Source organism: Pseudoalteromonas luteoviolacea H33-S (assembly GCF_001625695.1).
Taxonomy (GTDB): domain Bacteria; phylum Pseudomonadota; class Gammaproteobacteria; order Enterobacterales; family Alteromonadaceae; genus Pseudoalteromonas; species Pseudoalteromonas luteoviolacea_B.
Genome location: NZ_AUXY01000051.1, coordinates 79583 through 104855, shown reverse-complemented (window position 1 = coordinate 104855; position 25273 = coordinate 79583). Strand labels below are relative to the sequence as shown.

General features: G+C 42.7%; 24 protein-coding genes. 9 read left to right on the top strand and 15 right to left on the bottom strand.

Translation table 11 applies throughout. The features are described from left to right. Window positions 1-232 precede the first annotated feature (232 nt). From N477_RS04145 to N477_RS04130, 4 genes are read left to right on the top strand one after another with little or no spacing between them, the layout of a single operon-like run. On the top strand, window positions 233-1051 hold the full coding sequence (locus N477_RS04145; protein WP_063360230.1) for a heme/hemin ABC transporter substrate-binding protein: 819 nt from the start codon (window positions 233-235) through the stop codon (window positions 1049-1051). Next, a complete protein-coding gene (locus N477_RS04140) occupies window positions 1048-2097 on the top strand; it encodes a FecCD family ABC transporter permease (protein ID WP_063360231.1) in 1050 nt (349 codons plus the stop codon). Before N477_RS04145 ends, N477_RS04140 begins: the two co-directional genes overlap by 4 nt. Beyond that, complete coding sequence (locus N477_RS04135; RefSeq protein ID WP_081216320.1) at window positions 2090-2887, top strand: heme ABC transporter ATP-binding protein; 798 nt, start codon at window positions 2090-2092, stop codon at window positions 2885-2887. The genes N477_RS04140 and N477_RS04135 overlap by 8 nt, the downstream gene beginning before the upstream one ends. After that, window positions 2880-3623, top strand: coding sequence for a HugZ family protein (locus tag N477_RS04130; RefSeq protein WP_063360233.1), 744 nt, complete (start codon window positions 2880-2882; stop codon window positions 3621-3623). Before N477_RS04135 ends, N477_RS04130 begins: the two co-directional genes overlap by 8 nt. A 55-nt stretch (window positions 3624-3678) precedes the next feature. On the opposite strand, the gene ffh is transcribed toward N477_RS04130, so the two are convergent. Then, the gene (gene ffh, locus N477_RS04125) at window positions 3679-5058 is read right to left on the bottom strand and encodes a signal recognition particle protein (RefSeq protein ID WP_046354729.1); all 1380 of its coding nucleotides are present in this window, start codon (window positions 5056-5058) and stop codon (window positions 3679-3681) included. 163 nt (window positions 5059-5221) lie between these two features. Here ffh and N477_RS04120 point away from each other — a divergent pair, with 163 nt between their 5' ends. Together N477_RS04120 and N477_RS04115 are read left to right on the top strand one after the other, a co-directional pair. Further along, complete coding sequence (locus N477_RS04120; protein ID WP_063360234.1) at window positions 5222-6025, top strand: cytochrome C assembly family protein; 804 nt, start codon at window positions 5222-5224, stop codon at window positions 6023-6025. 82 nt (window positions 6026-6107) lie between these two features. Beyond that, window positions 6108-7385: an HlyC/CorC family transporter gene (locus tag N477_RS04115; RefSeq protein ID WP_063360235.1), complete on the top strand. Its 1278-nt coding sequence runs from the start codon at window positions 6108-6110 to the stop codon at window positions 7383-7385. 71 nt (window positions 7386-7456) lie between these two features. Here N477_RS04115 and N477_RS04110 read toward each other — a convergent pair whose 3' ends face one another. The 6 genes from N477_RS04110 to rluD form a co-directional block, all read right to left on the bottom strand. Next, the gene (locus N477_RS04110; protein ID WP_063360236.1) at window positions 7457-8065 is read right to left on the bottom strand and encodes a hypothetical protein; all 609 of its coding nucleotides are present in this window, start codon (window positions 8063-8065) and stop codon (window positions 7457-7459) included. Between the two features lie 117 nt (window positions 8066-8182). Beyond that, window positions 8183-9760: a glutamate--cysteine ligase gene (gene gshA, locus N477_RS04105; protein WP_063360237.1), complete on the bottom strand. Its 1578-nt coding sequence runs from the start codon at window positions 9758-9760 to the stop codon at window positions 8183-8185. A 66-nt stretch (window positions 9761-9826) separates the two neighbouring features. Next, complete coding sequence (locus N477_RS04100; RefSeq protein WP_063360238.1) at window positions 9827-10762, bottom strand: NADP-dependent oxidoreductase; 936 nt, start codon at window positions 10760-10762, stop codon at window positions 9827-9829. Window positions 10763-10895: 133 nt separating this feature from the next. Further along, complete coding sequence (clpB, locus tag N477_RS04095) at window positions 10896-13472, bottom strand: ATP-dependent chaperone ClpB (RefSeq protein WP_063360239.1); 2577 nt, start codon at window positions 13470-13472, stop codon at window positions 10896-10898. A 78-nt stretch (window positions 13473-13550) separates the two neighbouring features. Then, window positions 13551-14276, bottom strand: a complete 726-nt coding sequence (gene pgeF / locus N477_RS04090; RefSeq protein ID WP_063360240.1) for a peptidoglycan editing factor PgeF — start codon at window positions 14274-14276, stop codon at window positions 13551-13553. A gap of 4 nt (window positions 14277-14280) precedes the next feature. Next, the gene (rluD, locus tag N477_RS04085) at window positions 14281-15258 is read right to left on the bottom strand and encodes a 23S rRNA pseudouridine(1911/1915/1917) synthase RluD (protein ID WP_063360241.1); all 978 of its coding nucleotides are present in this window, start codon (window positions 15256-15258) and stop codon (window positions 14281-14283) included. A 123-nt stretch (window positions 15259-15381) separates the two neighbouring features. On the opposite strand from rluD, the gene N477_RS04080 reads away from it, so the two are divergent. Continuing rightward, the gene (locus N477_RS04080; RefSeq protein ID WP_063360242.1) at window positions 15382-16140 is read left to right on the top strand and encodes an outer membrane protein assembly factor BamD; all 759 of its coding nucleotides are present in this window, start codon (window positions 15382-15384) and stop codon (window positions 16138-16140) included. Window positions 16141-16191: 51 nt separating this feature from the next. Here N477_RS04080 and glnB read toward each other — a convergent pair whose 3' ends face one another. Continuing rightward, window positions 16192-16530, bottom strand: a complete 339-nt coding sequence (gene glnB / locus N477_RS04075) for a nitrogen regulatory protein P-II (RefSeq protein ID WP_010382451.1) — start codon at window positions 16528-16530, stop codon at window positions 16192-16194. 132 nt (window positions 16531-16662) lie between these two features. On the opposite strand from glnB, the gene N477_RS04070 reads away from it, so the two are divergent. Both N477_RS04070 and N477_RS04065 read left to right on the top strand, forming a co-directional pair. After that, on the top strand, window positions 16663-17202 hold the full coding sequence (locus N477_RS04070) for a pilus assembly FimT family protein (protein ID WP_063360243.1): 540 nt from the start codon (window positions 16663-16665) through the stop codon (window positions 17200-17202). Between the two features lie 194 nt (window positions 17203-17396). Then, window positions 17397-17918, top strand: a complete 522-nt coding sequence (locus N477_RS04065; protein WP_063360244.1) for a GspH/FimT family pseudopilin — start codon at window positions 17397-17399, stop codon at window positions 17916-17918. On the opposite strand, the gene N477_RS04060 is transcribed toward N477_RS04065, so the two are convergent. The 7 genes from N477_RS04060 to N477_RS04030 all read right to left on the bottom strand — a co-directional run bounded on the left by N477_RS04060 (window position 17915) and on the right by N477_RS04030 (window position 25271). Continuing rightward, window positions 17915-18331 (bottom strand): type IV pilin protein, encoded by a 417-nt coding sequence (locus N477_RS04060; RefSeq protein WP_063360245.1) that lies wholly within the window; start codon window positions 18329-18331, stop codon window positions 17915-17917. The genes N477_RS04065 and N477_RS04060 overlap by 4 nt on opposite strands. Further along, complete coding sequence (locus N477_RS04055; protein WP_331245838.1) at window positions 18321-21464, bottom strand: pilus assembly protein; 3144 nt, start codon at window positions 21462-21464, stop codon at window positions 18321-18323. Before N477_RS04055 ends, N477_RS04060 begins: the two co-directional genes overlap by 11 nt. Then, the gene (locus tag N477_RS04050; RefSeq protein ID WP_063360246.1) at window positions 21461-21952 is read right to left on the bottom strand and encodes a pilus assembly PilX family protein; all 492 of its coding nucleotides are present in this window, start codon (window positions 21950-21952) and stop codon (window positions 21461-21463) included. Before N477_RS04050 ends, N477_RS04055 begins: the two co-directional genes overlap by 4 nt. Beyond that, window positions 21946-22923 (bottom strand): PilW family protein, encoded by a 978-nt coding sequence (locus N477_RS04045; RefSeq protein WP_063360247.1) that lies wholly within the window; start codon window positions 22921-22923, stop codon window positions 21946-21948. The genes N477_RS04050 and N477_RS04045 overlap by 7 nt, the downstream gene beginning before the upstream one ends. Window positions 22924-22925: 2 nt before the next feature. Next, a complete protein-coding gene (pilV, locus tag N477_RS04040; protein ID WP_063360248.1) occupies window positions 22926-23477 on the bottom strand; it encodes a type IV pilus modification protein PilV in 552 nt (183 codons plus the stop codon). A 98-nt stretch (window positions 23478-23575) separates the two neighbouring features. Continuing rightward, entirely contained in the window at window positions 23576-24250 is a 675-nt protein-coding gene (locus tag N477_RS04035; protein WP_081216321.1) for a LytR/AlgR family response regulator transcription factor, read from the bottom strand. Then, a complete protein-coding gene (locus tag N477_RS04030; protein WP_081216322.1) occupies window positions 24228-25271 on the bottom strand; it encodes a sensor histidine kinase in 1044 nt (347 codons plus the stop codon). The genes N477_RS04035 and N477_RS04030 overlap by 23 nt, the downstream gene beginning before the upstream one ends. Window positions 25272-25273 lie beyond the last annotated feature (2 nt).

Here is a 25273-nt window from a genome sequence, read left to right as displayed (position 1 = left end):
CCTCAAACAGGAAGAACGAATAAATTTCGCTGTGCACTATAAAGGTATTTTTAAACCATCGCAAACGATAATTATTTGCATTTCTATAATCATGTAGATTTTAGTTTCTTGAGAATGTATTATTACCGTCATTGGATACACAGACTCATAAGGGATTTATCAGTCGCTCAAACTGCCCTTCAAACGTGCAGTAACGAGTCAAAAACTCAAGTAATTAACACGTGAGAGAACAATGAAACATACCCTTTATATTGGTATTTTACTGATGCTGAGTAGCTTCGCTGCGAACGCTGAACGCTTGGTCGTCGCTGGTGGCACCATTACAGATATCGTCTATGCGCTCAATGCAGGTGAGTCTGTCGTTGCAGTAGACACCTCAAGTACATGGCCACCAAAAGCAACAACCCTGCCAAAGGTTGGCTATTATCGTGATTTGGCCGCAGAAGGTATTTTATCGCAAAAGCCAACCATGATTTTGACCCTAGAAGGCGCCGGCCGCCCTGAAGTACTCACGCAAATTAAAAGCACTGGCGTGCCACTCAAGTTGTATGAAAAGCCAAAGCATGTTCAAGGGCTTTTTTCTCTTATCACCGAAGTTGCAACCGATCTCAACAAAAAGCCTCAAGCAGAACAGCTAATCAACTCTTTAAAAAAGCAATTGCCAAGTAAATCTAAACGCTCAGGTACGAAGGCATTATTTATTCTCTCTGCTGGTGAAAGAGGTGTGATGGTCGCAGGAAAAGAGACTGTACCAGATGTCTTATTTGACTATACAGGCATTGAAAATATCGCTGTACATAATGGTTTTAAGCCCTTTAACCGTGAAGCTCTATTAGTCAGTAACCCTGACTTTATCGTCGCACCCAGTCATGTTGTCTATGGCGCAGGCGGCCCAGAAAAGTTTTGTCAGCAAGCATCCCTTGCTTTAATCCCAGCTGCGAAGGAATGTCGTCTATTAGTTATGGATTCTCTAATGGCACTCGGTATGACTACTCGATTACCTGAAGCCATTGCCAAACTAGACGCATTTCATCGTAAGCAGGCATTATGAGTAACACCGCACTTCCCCTTTTAAATTCAAATCAGCATTTAAAGTGGTACTGGTTGAGCGGCTTATTGCTGCTTGGCCTCGCTTGGCTCTCTCTCAGTAGCGGTCCTGTTGGGTGGGATTGGAAAATGCCCATCGCTTGGTTATTACCCGATACCATGGCAATGGACATTAATGAGCTGCAAATGAGTGTCGTATCACAAATTAGATTACCTCGATTGCTGCTCGCCATTTTAGTTGGCTCCGTGCTCGCTTGCAGCGGCGCGGCAACGCAGGCGCTATGTCGCAACCCGCTAGCCGACCCCAGTTTAATGGGCGTGACAGGTGGCGCAGCGGTCGCTGCCATTGCCGTTATCGCACTCGCTCCCAAAGTTAGCTTTATTAATGAAGCCATGGTTGCACCAGCTGCATTTGTAGGTGCATTAACCATCACTTCTGTCATTTACCGTCTAGCCAACCATCAAGGTCAGGTTCAAATCACGACATTATTATTGGCAGGCGTCGCCATTAATGCCATTGCCATGGCCATTATCGGCTTATTCAGCTTTTTTGCTGATGACAGTTCATTGCGTTTGATGACTTATTGGCAAATGGGATCTTTAGGCGGCGCGAGTTGGTCAGCAATGATTTACGGCGCTCCTCTTATCATCATCAGCACCATCATGTTGATTTTGAAGAAACGCCAAATAAACGCACTGATGCTTGGCGAAAGGGATGCAAGACATCTAGGTGTGAATGTAAAACGCCTAAAAACCGAAGTGGTCTTTCTCGTTGCGCTCGGTGTCGGTGGTGCCGTTGCTATGGCGGGTATGATTGGCTTTGTTGGGTTGGTTGTTCCCCATATCGCGCGCTTATTAGTAGGTCCTGATCTACGAAAAATGCTCCCTCTGAGCATGCTTTTAGGGTGCTTATTAATGTTACTGGCTGATTGGATAGCACGCCTGATTGTCGCACCCTCTGAGTTACCGATAGGTATTGTCACTGCGCTATTTGGCGCGCCGTTTTTTATCTATCAATTAGTGAAGCAAAAGCGAGGTGCTCATGCTTGAGTGCAACAATATCTCGATTACGCGCGGTAACAAGCGCATTATTCACGATCTGTCTTTTACTGCGCAGCAAGGTCAATTTATTGTCTTACTTGGAGAGAATGGCGCGGGTAAATCGACCTTATTGAGTGCAATATGTGATGATCTGACCTATTCAGGCGATGTGTTATTTCACAAACAGCGGATCCATCAACTTGACCCACAGCAACTGGCGACCAAACGCGCCATGCTGCTGCAAAACAATCGCGTCAATTTTGCTTTTAGTGCTGCAGAATTGATTGCAATGGGGCGCTACCCCTATCACGAGACTAGGTCAGCACAAGCTGAAGTGGTCAATGAGGTTATCCTGCAAATGTCTCTAGAAGCGTTAGCTGACAGAGATGTTACCGTACTATCAGGCGGTGAGTTTCAACGCGTGCAATTTGCACGTTGCATTGCGCAGCTTGATGCACATAAGCCTGAAACGTCAGGCAAGTTGATGTTACTGGACGAACCAACCTCGGCATTGGATCTGCATCATCAACATATGACCTTAAGCAAAGCGAAATCGTTTGCAGAGCAAGGTAATACCGTCATTGCTGTATTACACGACTTAAACTTAGCATCATTATATGCTGACAGAATTTTACTGCTGCACCATGGCGTCATCTATCACGACGGCAAGCCACAGGAAGTCTTACGCCCTGAGGTGTTGCAACCAATATACCGTGCTGGCATGCAAATTAACTTGCACCCCAGCTTTGAAATCCCTATGATTTTTTCAGAACCGCTAACAGGAGCCTCCAATGCGTGAACAAGCCGCTTTTGAAGCACGCACCTTAGTAAGACAGTCATCTGTCTGTGTGATCTCAACTATTTCTAAAAACCTACAGGGCTACCCTTTTGGATCTGTGTCTCCTTTTATGACGGACAATCAAGGTAGGCTGATTTTTTATATTGCAGGGATAGCACAACATTCAAGAAACCTTACTGAAGATAGCCGCATGTGTGCGACCGTATTCGATGCTGCAGAGCAAGGTGACCAAAATGCACACGCACGAGTAACTGTCGTTGGTGATGCAGCGCCGGTGCCAGCTAAAGAGTCAGAATCATTACTTGAGCGCTATGAGCGTCAATACCCTGAAGCTATATCTTACCGCCAAGCCCATGACTTTCAGTTATGGCGCATGGAAGTAAAGCGCGTTCGCTATATCGGTGGATTTGGTCATATCTTCTGGATAGAAGAAAATGAATGGCATGCACAAGCGCCAGAATGGACGCTTGAAGATGAAAAGCGCATGGTTAAACATATGAATGATGACCATGCTGATGCCAACCAACTTATGCTGAATCTAATCCACCAAGTGCAAGCTGATGATGTCATCATGACAACCATTGTCCCTGATGGATGTTATCTTCGCGCCAATGACAAAAACTACTATGTTCAGTTTGAAAACGTGTGTATGGATAGTAAAGCAGTGAGAATGGAACTTGTTAGACTGACTAAGGCAGCACGCAAAGCGCTTAGCTCTGAGGCCGAACAAGATTAGGGCTTGATAAAGTAAAAAGGGAAGTGACATCACTTCCCTTTTTTGATTCAGTTAATTAAAACTTAGGACCGCCGCCGCCAAACATACCTGGAGGCATCATACCTTTCATGCCGCGCATCATTTTCATCATGCCGCCCTTGCCTTTCATCTTCTTCATCATTTTTTGCATTTGAGTAAACTGCTTAAGCAGCTTATTGATATCTTGTACTTGCGTACCAGAACCTGCAGCAATACGCTTCTTGCGAGAGCCTTTGATGATTTCTGGGCGGGCACGCTCTTTTGGCGTCATTGAGCTGATAATCGCTTCCATCTGATTAAAGGTTTTGTCATTGACTTGACCTTTCACTGCATCAGGTAGGTTATTCATGCCAGGCAGCTTTTCTAGCATAGACATCATGCCGCCCATGTTTTTCATTTGCTTTAATTGCTCAGCAAAATCTTCCAGTGTGAAGCCGTCACCTTTAAAGACTTTTTCCGCCACTTTTGCAGCTTTATCTTTGTCAACTTTTGCTTCTACTTCTTCGATAAGTGATAACACATCACCCATACCAAGAATACGCGAGGCGATACGATCTGGGTGGAATGGTTCAAGCGCATCTGTTCGCTCACCCACACCCATAAACTTAATCGGTTTTCCTGTGATATGACGGATAGATAACGCTGCACCACCACGTGCATCACCATCTGTTTTCGTTAAAATCACACCGGTTAAAGGAAGCGCTTCATCGAATGCTTTCGCCGTATTGGCGGCATCCTGACCTGTCATTGAGTCAACAACAAATAGCGTTTCAATTGGATTAATCGCCGCGTTTAACTCTTTGATCTCGTCCATCATGTCACTGTCAACGTGAAGACGACCAGCGGTATCCACCAGCACTACGTCAATGAATTTCTTTTTCGCATGACTAACAGCGTTATTGGCAATATCAACTGGTTTTTGTGAAATGTCACTTGGGAAGAATTCAACATCTACTTCCTGTGCTAACGTTTCAAGCTGCTTGATTGCCGCCGGACGATATACGTCGGCACTGACAACCAAAACAGATTTTTTCTTTTTCTCTTTTAGAAATTTTGCAAGTTTACCCACACTGGTCGTTTTACCAGCACCTTGCAAACCTGCCATCATCACAACAGCTGGAGGCTGAGCGTTAAGGTTTAGCTCTTCATTTGCTTCACCCATCGCCTTTTCAAGTTCTTCACGAACAATTTTAATGAAAACCTGACCAGGACTTAGACTCTTGGTGACTTCAACACCAACAGCACGCTCTTTCACTTTTTTTACAAACTCACGCACTACAGGCAGTGCAACGTCTGCTTCAAGCAAGGCCATGCGCACTTCGCGCAGTGTTTCTTTAATATTATCTTCGGTCAGTCGGCCCCTGCCGCTGATATTTTTAAGCGTTTTTCCTAAGCGTTCTTGGAGGTTCTCAAACATGTATCGCTTCCACTATCTCGTAATTACGCAACATTATACTGATATGCGCGCAACTAATACAGTATTCAAGTTATACAAAGATTCTTTTTACAAAGTCTATGCAAGCGGCGAGGCTTAAAATACAATAGCCTATAAAAGGACCACGAAAGTAGACACAAAGTTCATGATCATCATTTTGTCATTATTGGCGAGCCTGTTTTACATACTAGCAACTGGACACGTGCTTTCACGTTTATTCCATAGAGAAGGCCCAAGCCAAAAGTTGACCGTTATTTTAAGTACGGTGGCGATATTGAGCCATATGCTGGTATTGGTGAACTCGGTGTTTACTCAGTACGGTCAAGACTTGAGTACCATTAATATTGCCCTGTTGACTTGCTGGGTTATTGTCGTCTCTGTGACAACGGTCTCATTAAAATTCCCCGCAACTTTATTGTTACCCGTGGTTTATGGATTTGCCGCGATTTTGCTTATTGCCAGTTTATTTATCCCCCACCACATTATTATGGATGACATCAATGTAGATATTGGCTTAGTCACACATATCTCGCTATCACTTCTGGCATACTGCATTTTAATCATCGCTACTTTATATGCTGTGCAGTTTTACTTTATTGATAAGCGTTTAAAAAGCAAAGATCTGGCAATCATGAATAGCCATTTGCCTCCGCTGATGCAAGTGGAATCTCAGCTATATCAACTCCTCACTGTCGGCACAGGACTACTCACATTGGCATTAATTGCTGGGTTTGTATTTTTAGATGGTATGTTCGATAAAGCGTCTATCCACAAAACGGTATTATCATTAATTGCTTGGACAATTTTTTCCTCAGTCACACTCGGCCACCACCAATTTGGTTGGCGCGGAAAACCTGTCGTTTTTGCCATTATCGGCGCATCCGGCATTGTTACCTTGGCATATTTTGGCAGCCGATTTATTCAAGAAGTTATCTTAGACAAATTTTAATACAAAAAAATGAGCGTCACGCTTGACTCTATTCGTATGCTGACGCTTAATAACCTTTCGAAAGTAAAAAAGGGATCCTCTGTTGGACGACATATCTACCAGCGCCTTGTTTATCATACTTGGCGTACTGATACTTATATCAGGTTATTTCTCAAGCTCTGAGACTGGCATCATGTCCATTAATCGCTATAGGCTCAGACATTTAGTTAAAGAGAATAACAAATCTGCCAAACGCGTTGATAAACTACTCAAAAGGCCAGATCGCCTTATTGGACTTATTCTTATCGGTAACAACCTCGTTAATATCGCTGCCTCAGCGGTTGCCACCGTGATTGGTATGAGATTATTAGGTGATGCAGGTATTGTTGTTGCGACATTTGCACTGACCTTGGTTATTTTGATTTTTGCAGAAGTCACGCCTAAAACACTTGCAGCGCTGTATCCTGAAAAAGTGGCTTTCCCAAGCTCTGTGATACTTAAAATACTCTTAAAAGTATTATTCCCTGTTGTGGTTACCGTCAACTGGATCACCAACGGCATGCTCAAGCTTTTTGGTGTATCACCAGAACAAATAGAAGAACATAGCTTAAGTAAAGAAGAACTCAAGACGGTCGTAAATGAATCCAGTGCCATGCTACCCACCAATCATGGCAATATGCTGACCTCTATTTTAGACCTAGAGCAAGTCACAGTTGAAGATATCATGATCCCCCGAAATGAGATCAATGCCATTGATATTAACGATGACTGGAAAGATATTTCTCGTCGGTTAACAAATGCACAGCACACTCGAGTGCTGCTATACCGTGATCAAATAGATGACGCCGTTGGCTTTATTCACTCAAGGGATGCACTGCGCTTGTTAACTAAAGAACAGTTTGATAAGCCTTCACTACTGCGTGCCGTAAGAGAAATATACTTTATTCCTGAAGGCACATCGCTGAATACTCAACTGCTGAAGTTTCAACAAAACAAAGAGCGTATTGGCTTGGTAGTTGATGAATACGGTGACATTCAGGGCTTGGTGACGTTAGAAGATATATTAGAAGAAGTTGTTGGTGACTTTACAACGACTCAAACACCAACACCAAGCGATGAAGTGACGGTGCAAAGTGACGGCTCCGTCTTGGTTGATGGCAGCGCCAATATCCGAGATCTAAATAAAGAAATGGGCTGGGAGTTACCCACTGAAGGGCCTAAAACACTCAGCGGCTTAATTGTTGAGTACCTTGAAGATATTCCAGAGAGTCAACTAAGCTTAAAAATCGCTAACTATCCAATGGAAGTCATGGAAGTCAAAGAAAACATGATTAAAATAGTGAAGATTTATCCACTGCAACAAGCACAAAAACAAGCTTAAAAAAAGGGTTAGCATATGCTAACCCTTTTTTCTTTTTATTCAGTCTAAACTCGTTTCCTCGACACTGATTGTTACGAAAACAGCCTCTGAAACCAGTTTTTATCCAGATCATCCTCACATCGTTTCAGCTGTGCACCGTAACGAGACGCTCTATGCTTAACCTTATTAGCAACTTTCATCAGCCATTTTTTCTGTTTATAGGTGCCACGGCGGTATCCACCCCAACCTTCATGATAGTTTAGGTACTGCGCATAGGCATCCCACTTTGAAACACCATTTACCTTATGCGTTTTATAAACAAACCAGCCCATAAAGTCTATCGCATCTTCAAAGTCATCTCTATCGGCCCCTGAATTGCCAGTCTCGCGAATATAATCACTCCAAGTCATTGTTTTGGCCTGGGAATAACCATATGCTGAACTAGCACGACCAATTGGAATAAAGCCTAAGAAGTATTCCATCGGCGGCGCGGCATCATGCCTAAATGAACTCTCTTGGTACATCATGCTCATCAGCACATGTTTTGGCGAACCCCACTTATCCTGTGCATCACGCGCATCGTAATACCAGTCCTCTTTCTCCTCAAAAATCTTACAAATATCATTAGGTTGCTTCGGAGGGGCTGTTGCACAACCAGTCAGAGCTAGAAGTAGAGGTAAAAATATTATTTTTTTTCTCATTTTTTTTGAACTCACCTGAACTTTTCTATTTTGCTAGGGTCATACTACTTGAATGCAGCAGTTTAGCATTGTTTCATCCCTGATATATTTTGACGCAGCCCCATGGGCTGCGTTTTTTTATGCTTTTTCAAAATAATCTTGTAAAAATGCAGTCAGTGTTAACTCATCTGCATCACAAACCGTTTTTTCATCAGCAAATGACTGCGCTGTTTTAGCATCCAACTCTGACTCATTATAAAACTGATAATCACTTTGCAAATGAGATTGCTTATATTGACTGCCCAGTTTAAGAGCTTGCTCAGCAGAATCGGTACTCTGTTCTTTCAAAGCACTCACCAATTGACCTGAAAACGTCTCATCCGGGTTATCTACCCAAGTAGCTAAGCTTGCAATCGTATCTGAGTAAGTCTGATCACCATGCGCGTCATCAAACAGCTTGGCAACTTTCGTCAAGTCACAGAAAATAGATTCAGCCCACGCCGCAATAGAAATTTGCGTATCGCCTTGCTGTAAATGAGTCTCTGTATCGCGTCCTGTGCAAATTACACTTTGCAAGTTTCTGTCTGAAACCTGCTGCTCATCCCAGTCCATCTCTGGTGAGTCTTTTAACAAACAGTAAGTTAAGAACACATCTAAGAATCTGATTTGCTCTAAGCTAATGCCTGTATCTGAGAATGGATTAACATCTAAGGCGCGGATCTCAATATACTCGATACCACCGCGTGCCAATGCCTGTGTTGGTGTCTCTTGCGAATTGGCATTGCGCTTTGGTCGGATTGGTGAGTAGAACTCGTTTTCTATCTGAAGAATATTCTTGTTCAACTGCTTAGGCACATCAGCGCGATAATCATCAATATTTTCGTATAAATCAGAACGACAGCGGATTGCGGTTTGTAAGCCTTTCACATATTCAGGCAAGCTGTTGTACATCACCTTGAGTGAAGACTGAGCACTGTTGGTATACCCTAAATCGCCCAAACGTAACGCTGTACCTTTATCTAAATATAAAGTCCCCTTACCTGACTCTTGAAATGGTAAATCGCTTTGCTTGCCTTGTAAAAAAGAGCGACATAACGCAGGGGAAGCGCCAAACAAATAGCTTATCAGCCATAGTTCACGTTTAAAATTGCGAATAAGGCCAAGGTATTTATCAGAAATAAAATCTTGTACCGACCCAGTATTTTGCTCGCTCGCCTTTAATGCGCTCCAGAAGTCACTTGGGAATGACATATTAAAATGCACACCAGCAATAGCCTGCATCATGCTGCCATAGCGATTTTTTAATCCTTCGCGATACAGGGTTTTCATTTTCCCAATATTGGACTCACCAAATTGTGCCAGAACAATATCGTCTTGATCTTCGATAAAGCACGGCATACTCATAGGCCAGAGCATTTCATCGCCCATATTCGTCAAAGTATATTTTTGTAGATCTCTAAGCTGAGATAACGTTTGTTCTGCAGAGGTGCTAACAGGTGTAATAAACTCAAGCAGTGATTCTGAAAAGTCAGTTGTAATTGAGTTATGTGTCAATGGGTGTCCAACACCTGCTGGATGGGGGGTTTTAGCGATTTTGCCGGATGGCTGGATCCGTAAAGCTTCTCGTTCAATACCGCGCTGAATACCCGCTAATGAAGAGACAAGCGCAGTGTTGGCAAGTGTTTCTAACTTGCTATCTAAATTCGTGTGTTTCAAAAAAATACCTCGAGGCCCGGATCAAGCTTAAGTTATGCCCCTTCAATGGGGGCTAATTTAAAATACTCAAGCCACAATAATAACTTTGCCAAAGTGCTCGCCTTGCTCAACATATTTGTGAGCCAAGGCAACCTCATCTAGCTTAAACTTTTTACTTGCAACAAGCTTTACTCGCTGTGTCGCGACAGCTTTATACAGTTCATTTAGGTGTTTTGGATTAGCTTGGACTAAAATTCCATCTCCTTGAGCGCCAAAAGAGGCACCGTGTTCAATAACTGCGTCTTTGGTTATTGAGGGCACAGTCACAAACGAAGTACCCGCTCCCATGTGTGACAGCATTTTACAAGCAAGCTCGCCACCGACCAAATCCAAAAGCTGACCCGACTGGGGTTGGTCAAAAAACTCCTCATAAGACATAGTTGCCACATCAAAGTTCAATGACTCAATTAATGCCTTACGTGTTGTTACGGCAACCACGTCAAATCCATTAAGTACCGCTAGCTGTATAGCTAAGTGGCCTACACCACCTGTCGGCGCGTTAATAAACAAGGTCCCTGCGTTCGCATTTAATTTATTTAACGATTGTAGCGCAGTGAGTCCTGCTAAACTCAGACCCGCAAATTCATCAGAAACTTTCGAGTCAACAACAATAATTTCTTCACTTTCAACAATGACATGGGACGCATAGCATCCAGGCGTCGAGGGAAAACCCACCATACCTAGTACAGTGTCACCGACTGCTAGGTTATTAACGCCTTCACTTACCTCTTCAATGATGCCTAATACATCGTAGCCTAAAGGTAAAAATGCACCATCCTGCTTTGACTGTGCAACATAACCTAAGCCTGCGCGTGTTTTAACATCAATGGGATTTATCGAAGATGAGGTAATACGAATAAAAACTTGACCCCGTTCAAGTGTTGGCTGTGGAAGGCTTCGTATCTGAAGTCTGTCTGCGGTGCCAAAATTGACGACACCCGCCTGTTTGTAATTTTTATTCATGCTATGTCATCAAGCTAGACTAAATAGTCGTTAAATTTACCATATAAAAGCAAAACCCCCCAAATAACTTCATCGTGATCTTTAGGGGGTTCATAACAAATATTTTTAATTATATTTGAGCTGTAGTGCGAGATTACTCGCCACTAAACAATATATTGCCTTCGTCAACATCTACCTTAATGCGTGCGTACCCATTAAAATCACCTTGCAACAAACTTTGTGCTAATGGGTTTTCAATATATTGCTGTATCGCACGCTTAAGTGGCCGCGCCCCAAACACTGGGTCAAATCCGCTCTGTGCTATTTTCTCAAGTGCACCTTCGCTCACTTCGAACCCATAACCATTATCTTTAAGACGACCTGAGAGCTTATCAAGTTGGATTCTTGCAATTTGCTTGATGTGTTCGGTGACCAGTGGATGGAATACCACAGTCTCATCGATACGGTTTATAAACTCAGGTCTAAACTGAGTCGTCAGTACGTCCATCAGTTTGTTTTTCAGGCCGGTATAATCATTACTGCTTGCCTGCTCTTGAATAACGTCTGACCCCAAATTTGATGTCATGATGATAACAGTATTCTTAAAATCAACCGTTCGACCTTGGCCATCGGTTAAACGGCCATCATCTAATACCTGTAGAAGAATATTAAAGACATCCGGATGCGCTTTTTCTACTTCATCCAACAACACAACAGAATAAGGTCTGCGACGGACCGCTTCCGTTAAATAACCACCTTCTTCATAGCCGACATAACCAGGGGGGGCACCGACTAAACGAGCGACTGAGTGCTTTTCCATGAATTCAGACATGTCGATCCGCACCATGGCATCTTCTGTATCAAACATAAAATTAGCTAACGCTTTTGTCAGCTCTGTTTTACCCACCCCAGTAGGTCCTAAAAATAAGAAGGAGCCTATTGGACGATTAGGATCCGCAAGTCCTGCTCGAGAGCGACGGATAGCGTTAGCAATCGCATTAACCGCTTCATCCTGCCCGATGACTTTCTGATGTAATTCATCTTCCATATGTAAGAGCTTTTCACGCTCCCCTTGCAGCATCTTCGCCACAGGAATACCTGTCCAACGAGAAAGGATCTCCGCGATTTCATCTTCAGACACTTGGTTTTTAAGCAAGCTCATTTCTTGCATTTCAGCTTGAGATGCTAAGTCTAGTTTGCGCTCAAGCGCAGGAATACGGCCATATTGCAATTCAGACATGCGCTGCAAATCACTTGCTCTGCGCGCCACTTCAAGGTCAAGGCGCGCTTGTTCAAGCTCAGCTTTAATTACTTGCGTGCCCTGCAAAGAGGCTTTTTCAGCATTCCAAACTTCATCTAATTCTGTATATTCAGTCTCTAGCTGGGCGATCAGTGACTGCATTTCAGTGCGGCGTTTTTGACTGGCTTCGTCTTTTTCTTTCGCCAAAGCATTGTCTTCTAACTTCAGCTGAATAATGCGTCTTTCGAGCTTGTCTAGTTGCTCTGGCTTAGAGTCGATTTGCAAACGAATAGATGAGCCTGCTTCATCTATTAGGTCAATGGCTTTATCGGGTAGTTGACGGTCGCTAATATAACGATGTGATAAATTTGCCGCAGCAACAATCGCAGGATCGGTAATGTCTACAGAGTGATGTAATTCGTAGCGTTCTTTTAAGCCACGTAAAATCGCAATTGTGTCTTCAACTGTAGGCTCTGAGACAAAGACTTTTTGAAAACGCCTTTCAAGTGCTGCGTCTTTCTCAATATATTGGCGATACTCATCCAGCGTCGTTGCACCAACGCAATGCAACTCACCACGCGCGAGAGCAGGCTTAAGCATATTCCCCGCATCCATTGCACCATCTGTTTTGCCTGCACCAACCATGGTATGGATCTCATCAATGAATAAAATCACACTCCCTTCTTCTTTGGCTAACTCATTTAACACTGATTTTAAGCGCTCTTCGAATTCGCCTCGATACTTAGCACCTGCAACAAGTGCCCCTAAATCTAGAGACAAAACACGTTTATGCTTGAGCCCTTCAGGTACTTCACCGTTGATAATGCGCTGTGCTAATCCCTCGACAATCGCTGTCTTTCCGACCCCAGGTTCACCGATCAGCACCGGGTTATTTTTAGTTCGACGCTGCAAGACTTGAATCGTGCGCCGAATTTCATCATCGCGACCTATCACTGGGTCTAATTTGCCCTGCTCAGCACGCTCAGTTAGATCTATTGTAAATTTTTCAAGGGCCTGACGTGTTTCTTCGGCGTTTGGATCATCTACTTTTTGTCCGCCTCGAATGGCTTTAATGGCCTTTTCAACCTTGTCTTGGGTAATATTGAGGGCACGAAAGATATCTCCTAACTCGCCTTTATCCTCACATGCTGAGAATACAAACACTTCGCTAGAAATATATTTATCTTTGCGCTTTTGTGCATATTTATCACATAGATTGATAAGTGAAATAAGGTTATTAGACAATTGAACATCACCGCCAACACCTTCAACTTTGAACAGTCGCTCTATAGATTGAGATAACTTAGTGTTGAGCTCGTCTGCACTCACACCAGCTTGTGCAAATAACGCCCTGACACTCGAACCCGTTTGCTGTAGCAGCGCATACATTAAATGGACTGGTTCTATAAATTGATGATCTCGACCCAATGCTAGGGATTGAGCGTCTGACAACGCACTTTGAAATTTGCTAGTAAATCTATCTAAACGCATGAGACTCCACACCTAAGTATTCTAAACTACTTCTTTAAGTGGGTCCTTTGACGAATATGATCAAGTGGGGAATAAAATTTATTTGCGCCAGATCACAGTTGTCATGCGTCCACACTGCCCCTCACGGCGGTATGAAAAAAACTGCTTGCTGTCACTGAAAGTGCAAAGTTCGTTGCCATAGATATTGTTTATATTCAGCGAATTTAGCTGAATGCGAGCCAATAAAAAGATATCCGCGAAAAACTTGTGCCCACTTTTTGGTGTAAATGCCTGAGTTTGCGCTGATAATTTGTCTATGAAGGCATCTTTTACTTCAGCCCCCACTTCAAACGCAATAGGTCCAATTGCAGGCCCAAACCAAGCCACTATCTCATTTGCAGGTGCACGAAAGCACTTTAGCGTGTTCTCGATAATACCACCAGCAAGTGGCCGCCAACCGGCATGAATTGCCGCAACTTCATCACCTTGTCGACTTGCTAATAGGATGGGCAAACAATCTGCGGTCATGATTGCTAAGGGCTGTTTTCTTAATCGCGTATACAAAGCATCTGCACTACATGTCTTGTCAAACTCTGTATGCGCATCAACAATGTGTACATGTGAGCCATGAACCTGGTTAACCCAAATAGGGTCGACAGGAAGAGATTCCCCTAACAGCCTACGATTACTTTTAACGTCTTCAACGCAATCTCCGACATGACTCGCCAGATTAAACGTATCAAAAGGCGCCTTAGAATAACCGCCCAAGCGGGTGCTTGTTAAAGCACCGACTTTTTCTTGCACTGGCCATTGAGGCAATATCATATGACTAGTATTCAATTTGAGGGTTAGCTTTCGTATCCGCTCTTAGCATCTCAGTCAGCGCTTGCATATCATCAGGAATTGGCGCTTCCCAAGTCATTTTCTCACCGGTAATTGGATGTGCGATACTGAGCTTAACAGCGTGTAGTGCCTGACGCTTGAAGCCACGTAATGTCTCTAAAAATTCTGCTGAGGCATTTTTCGGTGGGCAAGGACGGCCATTGTAAAGCTGATCCCCAATCAATGGATGCTTTAAGTATGCCATGTGTACACGGATCTGGTGTGTTCTACCTGTTTCCAGACGTAGCCTGAGTCGCGTATGTGCTCTGAACTTTTCAGCAACACGATAATGCGTAATCGCAGGTTTGCCCATTTCATGTACCGCCATATGAGTACGCTTAGTGGCATGACGACCAATCGGCTTTTCAATTACACCACCAGCTGTCATTGTACCGTTACAAATAGCTTCGTATTCACGTGTGAAATTGGTGCGCGCTTGCAGGTTTTTAACCAAATGAGTTTGCGCCTGAATCGTTTTTGCAACCACCATCAAACCCGTTGTGTCTTTATCCAAACGATGCACGATACCAGCACGAGGTACATTGATAATATCAGGGTGATGATACAGAAGTGCATTGAGTACCGTACCGTTAGGGTTACCTGCACCTGGGTGAACAACTAAACCCATAGGTTTGTTAATCACCAGAATATCGTCATCTTCATAAACGATATCTAGTGCAATATCTTGCGCTTCATATTCGCGCTCTGCTTCTATTTGTGTTTCGATCTCTACGACTTCACCACCAAATAGCTTTTCTTTCGGTGTGCTCAATGTTTGACCATTAACGGTTACCTTCTCATCTAAAATCCAAGTTTTTATTCTTGAACGTGAAAAATCAGGGAACAATTGCGCTAATATTTGGTCTAGACGTTTACCGCCTAACTCGATTGGCACTTCGGCTTGTAGAGAAATTTGCTCTGACATGTGTAACTTTACCTAAATTACCAGTGCAAGCCTCGCTCGACTGGGTTAGAATCGCATAAATGCATAGTTTACTCGGTTTTACCGACTTGGCCTAGCCGAAGACAACGAAGGTAGTAAAATAAAATGATAATGAAGTTGGGAAAACGCGCTGCTGCAGTATTTATTAGCGCATCTATACTAGGATTAGCCGCATGTTCTTCAGCACCAGAACAAGAAGAAATTGAACGTGTACCAAACAAATCTGTACAAGCATTATATGAAGATGCCAAACGCACTCTAGACTCCGGCCTTTACGCACGAGCTATTCAGCTACTTGGCGCAATCAATGCTCGTTACCCATTTGGTCCTTACTCTAGACAAGTACAAATGGATTTGGTTTATGCACATTATCAAACAGGAAATATCGATCAAGCACTTGCAACAGTAGACCGCTTTATTCGATTGAACCCAAATCACAAAAACCTAGACTACATGTATTACATGCGTGGTTTAATTAATATTAAAGCCGATGAAAATGCATTTCAGGAATACTTCGGCGTTGACCGTGCAGATAGAGATGTGAGTAAAACACGCGTTGCGTTCCAAGATTTATCTACGCTAGTTAAAAACTATCCAGATAGTAGTTACACGCCAGAAGCGAAAAAACGTCTTGCCTGGCTACTCAACAAAATGGCACGTTATGAACTAAAAATTGCTAATTACTACTTTGAGCGTGAAGCGTATTTGGCAGCAGCTAACCGTGGTAAATATGTCGTTGAGCACTATTCACAAAGCAGCTATTTACTTGAAGCACTGGATATGATGGAAAAGAGCTACGATAAGCTTGGTTTAACAGAGCTAAGTGACAATGTCAGAAAAACAAAAGCGCTTAACCAACGTTAATATTTTGGTTCAGGCATCTTTGATGCCTGAACTGCCCTACTAGATACGAAGTTAAATCGCTTCTTCATCCTCTTCACCAGTTCGGATCCTAACCACACGCTCAACTTCTGTAACAAATATCTTACCATCACCTATCTTTCCGGTTTGAGCTGTTTTCAAAATAACATCAATTGCACGATCGACATCTTCTTCTGCAAGTACAATGTCTAGTTTTACTTTTGGTAGGAAGTCAACCATATACTCTGCGCCACGATAGAGCTCCGTGTGGCCTTTTTGACGTCCAAATCCTTTAACTTCACATACAGTCATGCCAGTAATACCTATATCAGACAGGGCTTCCCTTACATCATCTAACTTAAATGGTTTAATTATTGCTTCAATCTTCTTCATGATTATCATGCTTCCTCTGGTAATGCGTCGATTTTAGACAATAGGGGCAAGCATGGCAAACATAGCTGTTGAATAATATATTGAAAAAGCGCAAAATAAAGTATCATAACCACCCTATATTTGGAGCATAAGATGCGATACCAACGCGGCATGAGCTTATTGGAATTGTTAATCACCGTTGCTATTTTAGGTGTATTGGCTTCCCTGACCTTCTTCTTCACAAGTTCTACTTATCAAGAAAATCGCGCACAAAGTTTTTTATTAGAGCTTAAACGCACTGTTACTTTTGCCAGAGCAAAAGCGACAGCCAGTGATGAAATTGTCATCGTCTGTCCCGTTCTAGAAACTCTACTATTAGAAAATAAAGATTTTACTTGCAACACAGACTGGAAAAGCAATCGAATCGTTATTTTTGTAGATCGCGACAATAATGGTACATACACGACTGACACTGATGATTTATTGAGAGTAATGGAAAGAGTATTAGATAATGATGACTTAAACTACCCTGTTGCCTCATTAAAATTTGACTCAAGTGGCCGACTTGGTGACGGACAAAATGGTACATTTGTCTACTGTCCAAACGGTGCTACAACAAAAAACCAAAGCCTCAATATAACCCAAGCAGGTACGGCGCTATTTACTGGTGATACAACAGAAACTTGCACCTAAACTTCAACATGCTAAACAAGAGTTTTAAAATCAAAAAAGATTAACTTTTTCATTTTCACACTCGCTATTGTAAAGATGCACTAAAAAATAATAATAAAGTGCACATGGCCAACGATATATAAGTTTTCATCCCTCAAATCCATACCCAAAGTCGCCAAAATGCGTACCCATATTCAAGGATTGGAGCGGAATTGATGAACAAAATTAAAAATACTGGATTTTCACTGTTTGAGCTGCTTATCGTGCTAGCAATTAGCGCCATTGTAGCGTCCCTTGCTATTCCCTCTATGAGCGAAGTGATTTCCATAAATAGGCCTAAACACGCACTTATGTATCTAGACAGGTTAATAAGTTACGCCAGACTCAAAGCGGTTTATTCTGGTGAACGTGTCACACTGTGCCCATTGGTTTCAAACTGCTGCGCAAAAAACTATTGGCATACTGAGCTCACTCTATTCATCGATAGGGGGCAGCTAAAATGCTTAAATACTCAAGACACCATTCTCACAGTCAGCACTAGCATCAACCCTACTGACGATATAAGTTATCAAAGAGCTGGAGTAACGTTTAAACATACAGGCAGTACTTGGGGCCTTGCTAATGGTACTTTTGTCTATTGCATCACCAAACGCGATGGCAGCAAATATGGAAAAGCACTCTCTTTAAGCACTGCTGGACGCACAAGGCTACAAGATACTTCTAGATGTAAGCTTTAGCGCTCCCAGCATGTATCCGCGCTGGCTGTACCTGTCACTGTTTTCATACCTAAGTTATTGATAGAGAGACTACTGCACTCAAGATCTCCTTGAACAGGTCCACCTGCGGCTGTTGCAGTTAAGGTATAACCACCATTGCTCACACTGACTGAGATAGCAAAATAACCGTTTTCACTTGTTGTTGGTACGCCAATATCTTCCAATTTACTGGCATACTCTCGATTATCCACGAAATACTGCTCCTGCTTGTTTGCCGCATCCAATAAGATAGTCATGGCATCAGCTCTCGCGCCACGTAGTATATAACTAGAGTAATTGGGGTACGCCAAGGTGGCGAGTACACCGACAATAGCCACAACAATTACGAGCTCGATCAACGTAAAACCTGAGTCAATACGCATTTTACTTTTCATCATTATCTTCTTTTTTGTAAATATAGAGCTGCCTTGTTTCATAGGTGATCGTCAGTGGCGAAGCACCTGGTACATTCGCAGAGCCATCGGTATTTTTATAAACATTAGGTGGTTCAAGCTTATAAGTTTCAATGCCTTTAGAGGGATTATCACCAAACATATCATCCAACGCGTCCTCTTTGATCACCGTCGGACTAATAATTTTGGCTTTGACCGTCTTTTTCTTCGTGATTGAGTCTTCATATACATCGTAATGCGTCCTTGGTGTATCCGGTAATGTTGCCGTTGTCCTATAACGACGTAACTGAAATACTTGCATACCGTAATGGAGGTGCACTATGTACATGTAGCCAGTGCCCTCGCCAATCGAACATTGATTCTCTGACACTGTCGTTGGTGAAAATGAAGTAAAATAGGCTAACCCACCAATCGCCGTTGCAGCAGAAAGAGACTTTTCTCCAGTCTCTAACCTAATTTTCCAACCTTTTGCTTTACCCAGCTCCACCTCTTGATCTGTAAAGTTCTCATAACTATCTAAGTTAGATTTGAATGGGTCATTAGTGACATTAAACAAATCGCTTGCACGTATCACACTTGGCGTATTATCTGACGTAAAGGATTGAGTTTTTGTATTTTCATCTCTAACCATAAATAAAAAGTTTTTAATGTGTGTTGATGTTGGCTTCGCTCGGTTACCACTACCAATCAAGATACCTTCATACGGTACATCCCTTCTGATTTTAGTCGCTTTGCCATCTATAATTTCTTCGGTGACCTTACTAAAGTAAGTCCTCGCTATCATAGGACGGTAGAAAAATCTTCTTTTTGCATTGTCATTCCCACCACTCAAATTAGCCAGCATATAATGTGTCCACGGCGCATCTTCATCGTCCGGTTTGCTACTAGGTAGATCAATTCTCCAAAGCCCACCACCAGTATCGGCTGCATATACCCTATCAACATACCCATCATAGTCAGAGTCGAGCACACTCACATCCGCTGCAATGCTATGCTCACCTTTAAAGCCGTTATCAGGAGTCAAAGACCACACTGGCTTACCACTTTCTAAATCAACTATATATATACCTCTACCTTTACTGTCTTCAGAGAAGGTGGAGTTGTCTTTATTCGTGTCATACCCCGCACCAAAAATTAACACTGGCTTGTCGGGTTGAGCAGTAATAAAAGAAACAATAGGCTTAGACCAAGACTGACCTAACTCGGTGAAATCACCGACACCGCCCTTAATTGGTCCACCCCACAGCATTCTGGGCTGATCAGGTACCGTAATATCAAAACCATAATATTCATTGCCGCCACGTCGCATGCCCGCAATCAACCAAACTTTCTCGCCAGAGTCCACCACGCCACTGTCATTTTTATCCCAAAAATATACTGTGATAGGTCCATCCATACCATATAGTTTAGTATCTTGTCTGCGATCTCTAAGCGGTTTTAAGATATCTAGGAGCGAGTCTGGAATGAACGCCCAGCTTTCTTCAACTGTTTCGCCTTTGTCTTTAAACATATGCAAAAAACCAGCATTGGTACCCACTATCACCCTTAAATCATCATTGCCATAGTCGATGGTCACAGGTCTTGAATGAAGTGGGTCTCCAAAAATATCTTTTCGCCTTTCGTTCGTGATGCGGTTACCATTTTGGTCATCCACATCAAGCCCCCTTGCCCACAAAAGAGTGTTTTGAACTTCTGCCGTTGAACTATCAAGCTTTGCTGCCAAATTTACCAATGAACCTTGATGAGCATTTAAAGCGGATGCATAATCAAAATCATACAGCGCCCCTTTACCATAATCTGAATATAAACGACGAACTGTTTGCCGCTCGGTCAGCTGGTAATTAATCCCGCCTTCCAGCACCACATTGCCATCTTTACTGCTTGGCGCAGACCAAAATGTTGTTACTGACTTATCAATTTGGCCTTGATCATTAATCGCATTAGTTGTACTAGATGAACCATGTACGATACCACCTGTCACTTTTAATTTTTTAAGATTCCCAGCCCATCGAGTATGAGTTTCAGGATAGAACATGGTGAAGTACACTGAATCACCACTGCGACTCAAATCTGAACTACTCGTAGATACTGAGGGAGATGAAAAACTATCGCTTTGCTCTCGAATTTTTGAAATAGTTAGTTTTAGTGCTTCAGATAACTGTGATGCCGTATTTGCGTGAAGGTAATCGCCCCCACCATCAATCTCACCTGTTTGCTTTAATAGGGCTTTACCGGCATTAGACATACCAGTACCAAATCCTATGGTATAAACACGTGCAAAGTCTTGCTTATCCAATGTTGTGGGGTATAAATCTACTTGTGTTTCCGAAGTCCCCCGCATTAACTTAGCCAATGAATTTAGATAACTATTTGATACGGCAGAAGGATATGAACCAAATTTGCTAAAATATTCAGTTGCAATTGCAGAGTTTTTCCCTGTATCACTGGTGGGATCTCCATCCGTCATCAAGATAACATTTGTAGATGTATCACAGCGTTCAGGCTCCCCTGCCACTGGTGCAAATGGTGATTTATAATAACCACTCACCTCAATCGATTTGTCTCGGTTATCACCACCGTTATACCCATAATCTACAGCTCTTCCTGTAAGATATAGATACGCCTCCCACAAAGTTTCAGAAAGTGGCGTACTGCCACTCGCTCGTAAACTATTAATTTTACTGATGACAACACTAGGGTCGGAACCAACCCCATTTAATACATATCCACCAGAGCCTGAGTATAAGCGCATCAAACCGAAGTCAAAATCTGGATTATTATTGACCAAAGACACCATGGCGTCTTGTGCCACTTTTAATCTACTGTCTCCACAGTTTACAGAACGATATCTGCCATTGATGTATTTATAACACGCTTTTGACGTTTTAGATGTGTCAAAGCAATCGACTGAACGCAGTCGCCAATTTCGATATTCATAGCATCGTCTGCCGTCATTAACATCCCACGCCATACTGCCGGAGGTATCAAAAATCACAATGACACGTGACTTTTCAGAGCCACCCACATCGTGTTTTACATACAACTCTATGTCTTCAGCATATACACAGCTGCTTATCAGTGAAAAAACTAATAAGAGTCTTTTAAAGTACATCATTGATTTGCCTTAACATCTTGAATTTCTTGACCAATACCAATAACGACTGTCACCTTATGGCGGCCTTGGTCACCATACTCTACGGAGCTCGTTAACTCAGTCATATTGCAGACAACCCCCTCGGTATAACCATATATCCTAGGGCACGGAACTTCTAACTGTCCTTTATTCAAGTTTCTTAATTCATAATCGACTAGGCTTTCTTGGTTTTCATTATCAAACTTGTGAACACCGCCATCATTGGCGTCAATCTGGCCATTTGTGAGGTGAAACTTGCTGGCACCAAACATTTGTTTTTGATCTTTTACCAATCGCTGCACCTCGCCCATTAAGTAGGCCTCAGCTGTTTCACGTTCTTGTGCTGCATTGGTAATTTTTATATCAATCGTGCTGCTACTCATCAGTGTCACAGCGATACTCGTCACCGCAACGATCAGTACCATAGAGACGATTAATACCATCCCCTTTTGTTTCGAATGATTTACCATGCTGAAGACCCCATGTTATATAGCTGAACAGTCGTTGAAAAAACGGTTCTCCTATAATTGTCTGAAAATGTATGAATGACTTTGTCGGTATCGTTCCCTAATGTATATTTTTGGTTCTTCAAATTTATTCCAGGATCAGGCTCCAACGACCTAACAAGAACAATAACCTGAACTGTCAATACACCTTCAGACCTTTCCCAATCAGCAGCCGTCATTTGCTTAACACTGCGATAGCTATCCACTCGGCTATCGCCATCAATATCAATACCAAATAAAAAGCGCATATCCTCAACGCCTTCGATGACGGTTTCAGTAGTCATCTGACCGGTCACAGTTAGCCTCTTCCTCATCAGTACCGGAATTGTCAATGGCGCATTATTAATGGTTATCTGCTGCTCGCTTATGTAATAAACATGATGACTATATGGCCAGAGCGTCGCATTTACATTGGGTAAAGCGACAAAGTCTCTCCCCGCAATAAACTCCCCCTGCTCTTGCTGCGCAATAAAATAATATTTATTACTATTTACCGCATCATTGATGATTTGCTCGCCCTCTAGGAATTTAAGTTGCAGGGCTTCAGTATTCTTTTTTGCGCCAGTGATACACTCTAGCGTGGTACCCGTAGTCGTATAGCTGGCATAAATTGGGCGAAAGTTAGTAGGCACAGCAGCAGGGAAGCTACCGTTATTCAATCCCCCAAAACAATCACCAGCAGGATTAGCTGGACTTACGGAGTTAACAGTACTAAAGCTTTTATCGTAAAAAGTGCCCCAAAACCCTATCTGCTCCAAATCTCTACGCAGCAATGTGAGAGATAATCGACCTATTTCTTGCAGCTCACCAATGGCCATCGTGTCTTTTGTCGTCACTCGCATACTGACATACGTCGCGACAACGCCACCTAAGAGTATCGCCCCGATAAATAGCGAGATTAAGATTTCGATCAGGGTAAACCCACGCTGGCGCATTGCTAACTCCTTACAAGCACAAAGCTAGATAACGATACCAGCCTTCTGTAGTCATCATTGGTACCGCAGTTAATACCCGATGTCGTGCTATTTGCTTTAATCGCTTGACGGCCAACCCAAGCAACAGTGACAGTGACTTCGAAGCCATCACCATCTCTAACAGGGGTGATGCAGACTGTTGTATCGTCTAAAGAACCCGTATTTTCTTTTGCCCGAATAGCTTGCTTCCATTGTTCTTTGTCTAAATTAGCTATCGCCTGATTGTTGCAAAAGTTGGAGAAGCACGTCGTATCTGTATTAAGCTCGGTTTCACTGGTAAACGAGCCACCATACAAATCGATTAATGAGGCTGTGTCGTTTGACCTGATCCGCTGGATAATATCTCCTGCTAAGGCAACTGCGGCAGCACGCTGCATCGAGTCAAAGCTTGCTTGCTTCGCCTTCGCTTGCAGTGCAACCGCACCTAACAACCCAAAGCTAAGCACCATAAAAGCAACGACCACTTCTAATAAGGTAAACCCTGCTTGGACTTTTTTTGGAAACAAATTACCCATGAAAAAAACTCAATATATACTCTATATTACATATTATCGCTTTTTTTTGATAACCAAACCGCCAGATGACTAAACGGTCAATCAATGAGGGTCAGTGGTTAAAACACTGTTTTTAAGCTCGCATAAGCGCGTCTACTTACCTGTACAGGCTCTGCTAGACCATTGAGAACAACTCGATGTCCCCCTTCGCAACTTTCTAGTTTTACAATGCTCGCCTTTTTAACAATGGTATTTCGATGTACCTGGACAAAATGGTGGGGATAATCAGACAATAGTTTCTTCAAAGGCATATCAATCAGTGCATCACCACCTTCAAAATATATATGCGTATATCTATCATCTGTTTGCGCAATCAAAATATCAGGTACATTTACCCAACGAATATCATGCCCTACTTGATATTGCAGCTTAGCCAATGAATCAGGGAAAAGGTGATTCAATAACTCAGATATTTGGCTCCGATCAACAGGCTTAACAAGATAACCTGAAGCGAAAATTTGATAAGCTTTTAATGCATGTTCAGGGTAAGCAGTTACATACACCAATTTCAAATTAGCGTTATTTTCACGCAAGTACTTTCCAAGTTCGATGCCATCCATCCCTGGCATCGAAATGTCTAAAAAGACCAATTCAGGCTTTAAACTCTCAACAAGCTCAACCGCTTGTTGGCCATCCGGAGCTTCTCCAACACACTCTAGTATCTCAAATTCACCGAGTAATCGCTGTATACGTCGTCGTGCAATCGGTTCATCATCTACTACCAGATATTTCATTCAAAGCTCCAAGCGGCAACATAACTGTTAACAAGAATCTACCACTTTTTTGCGATGTCTTCAAAGTTGCTTTTTCACCATAGTAAATTGATAGACGGCGAGTTATGTTTTCAAGGGCGATCCCCTGGCCTGAGCGTGATTTTGAGCCAGCGTTAAATGGATTATCTACTTTAAGAGCTAACATTGAATTCACAAAATTCACTTCAATGTTGATCACCCCGCCCTCCCTAGCAGGCTCAATACCGTGAACTACGGCATTTTCTACCAGCGGCTGCAAAATGAGCGCGGGCACCTTTACGTTTAAATCAACATTATTAATGGACCATACAACCTTAAGGCGATGCTCAAAGCGATACTTCTCTATTGTTAAATACCCTTTTGTCAGAGATATTTCCTGCCCTAAGCTATGTGTCTTATTGCGTGCAAAAGCGACTTGCATCAGTTTTGCCATGGTTAAAGCTGCTTCTTCAGCATCATTTGGGCTTTCATGACAAAGCTCAGCCAGTGTATTTAATGCATTGTGTAAGAAGTGAGGTCTAATTCTCGCTTGTAACGCCTCTAGCTCGGCATTCGCTGCATGTGCAATCGTGTTGAGGTTATCGATATAAATTGCCATGAAATGTAATAACAAAATCACCACAAAACCACAGATGGCATTATTATTAATAACAAACGGCCAATCTACAGGCGAAACGGGAGTAAACGGGGAGTATTGGACAAGCACACTTGTCACAATACATACAGACTGGAAGAAAACCAGCACCAAACCAAGCTCGCTCTTGAACGAAAGCGGTTTTAAAAATCGCAACACAAGGGCTATTAATGCAAGTGTGATAAATGCATTTGCGTGTGTGAAAAGACTGACCAAACCAAGACTTAACCAAAAGTCTTTACCACTAGCCAGTGTATAAATAAAGGCGACAGCTTGCGAGGCAATAATCATTGCAAGTATGCCTCGCTCAGTGAGCATCGCCTTAAATAAACCACGGTCAATCGACGTCGAATGAACCCATGGTGTCATGT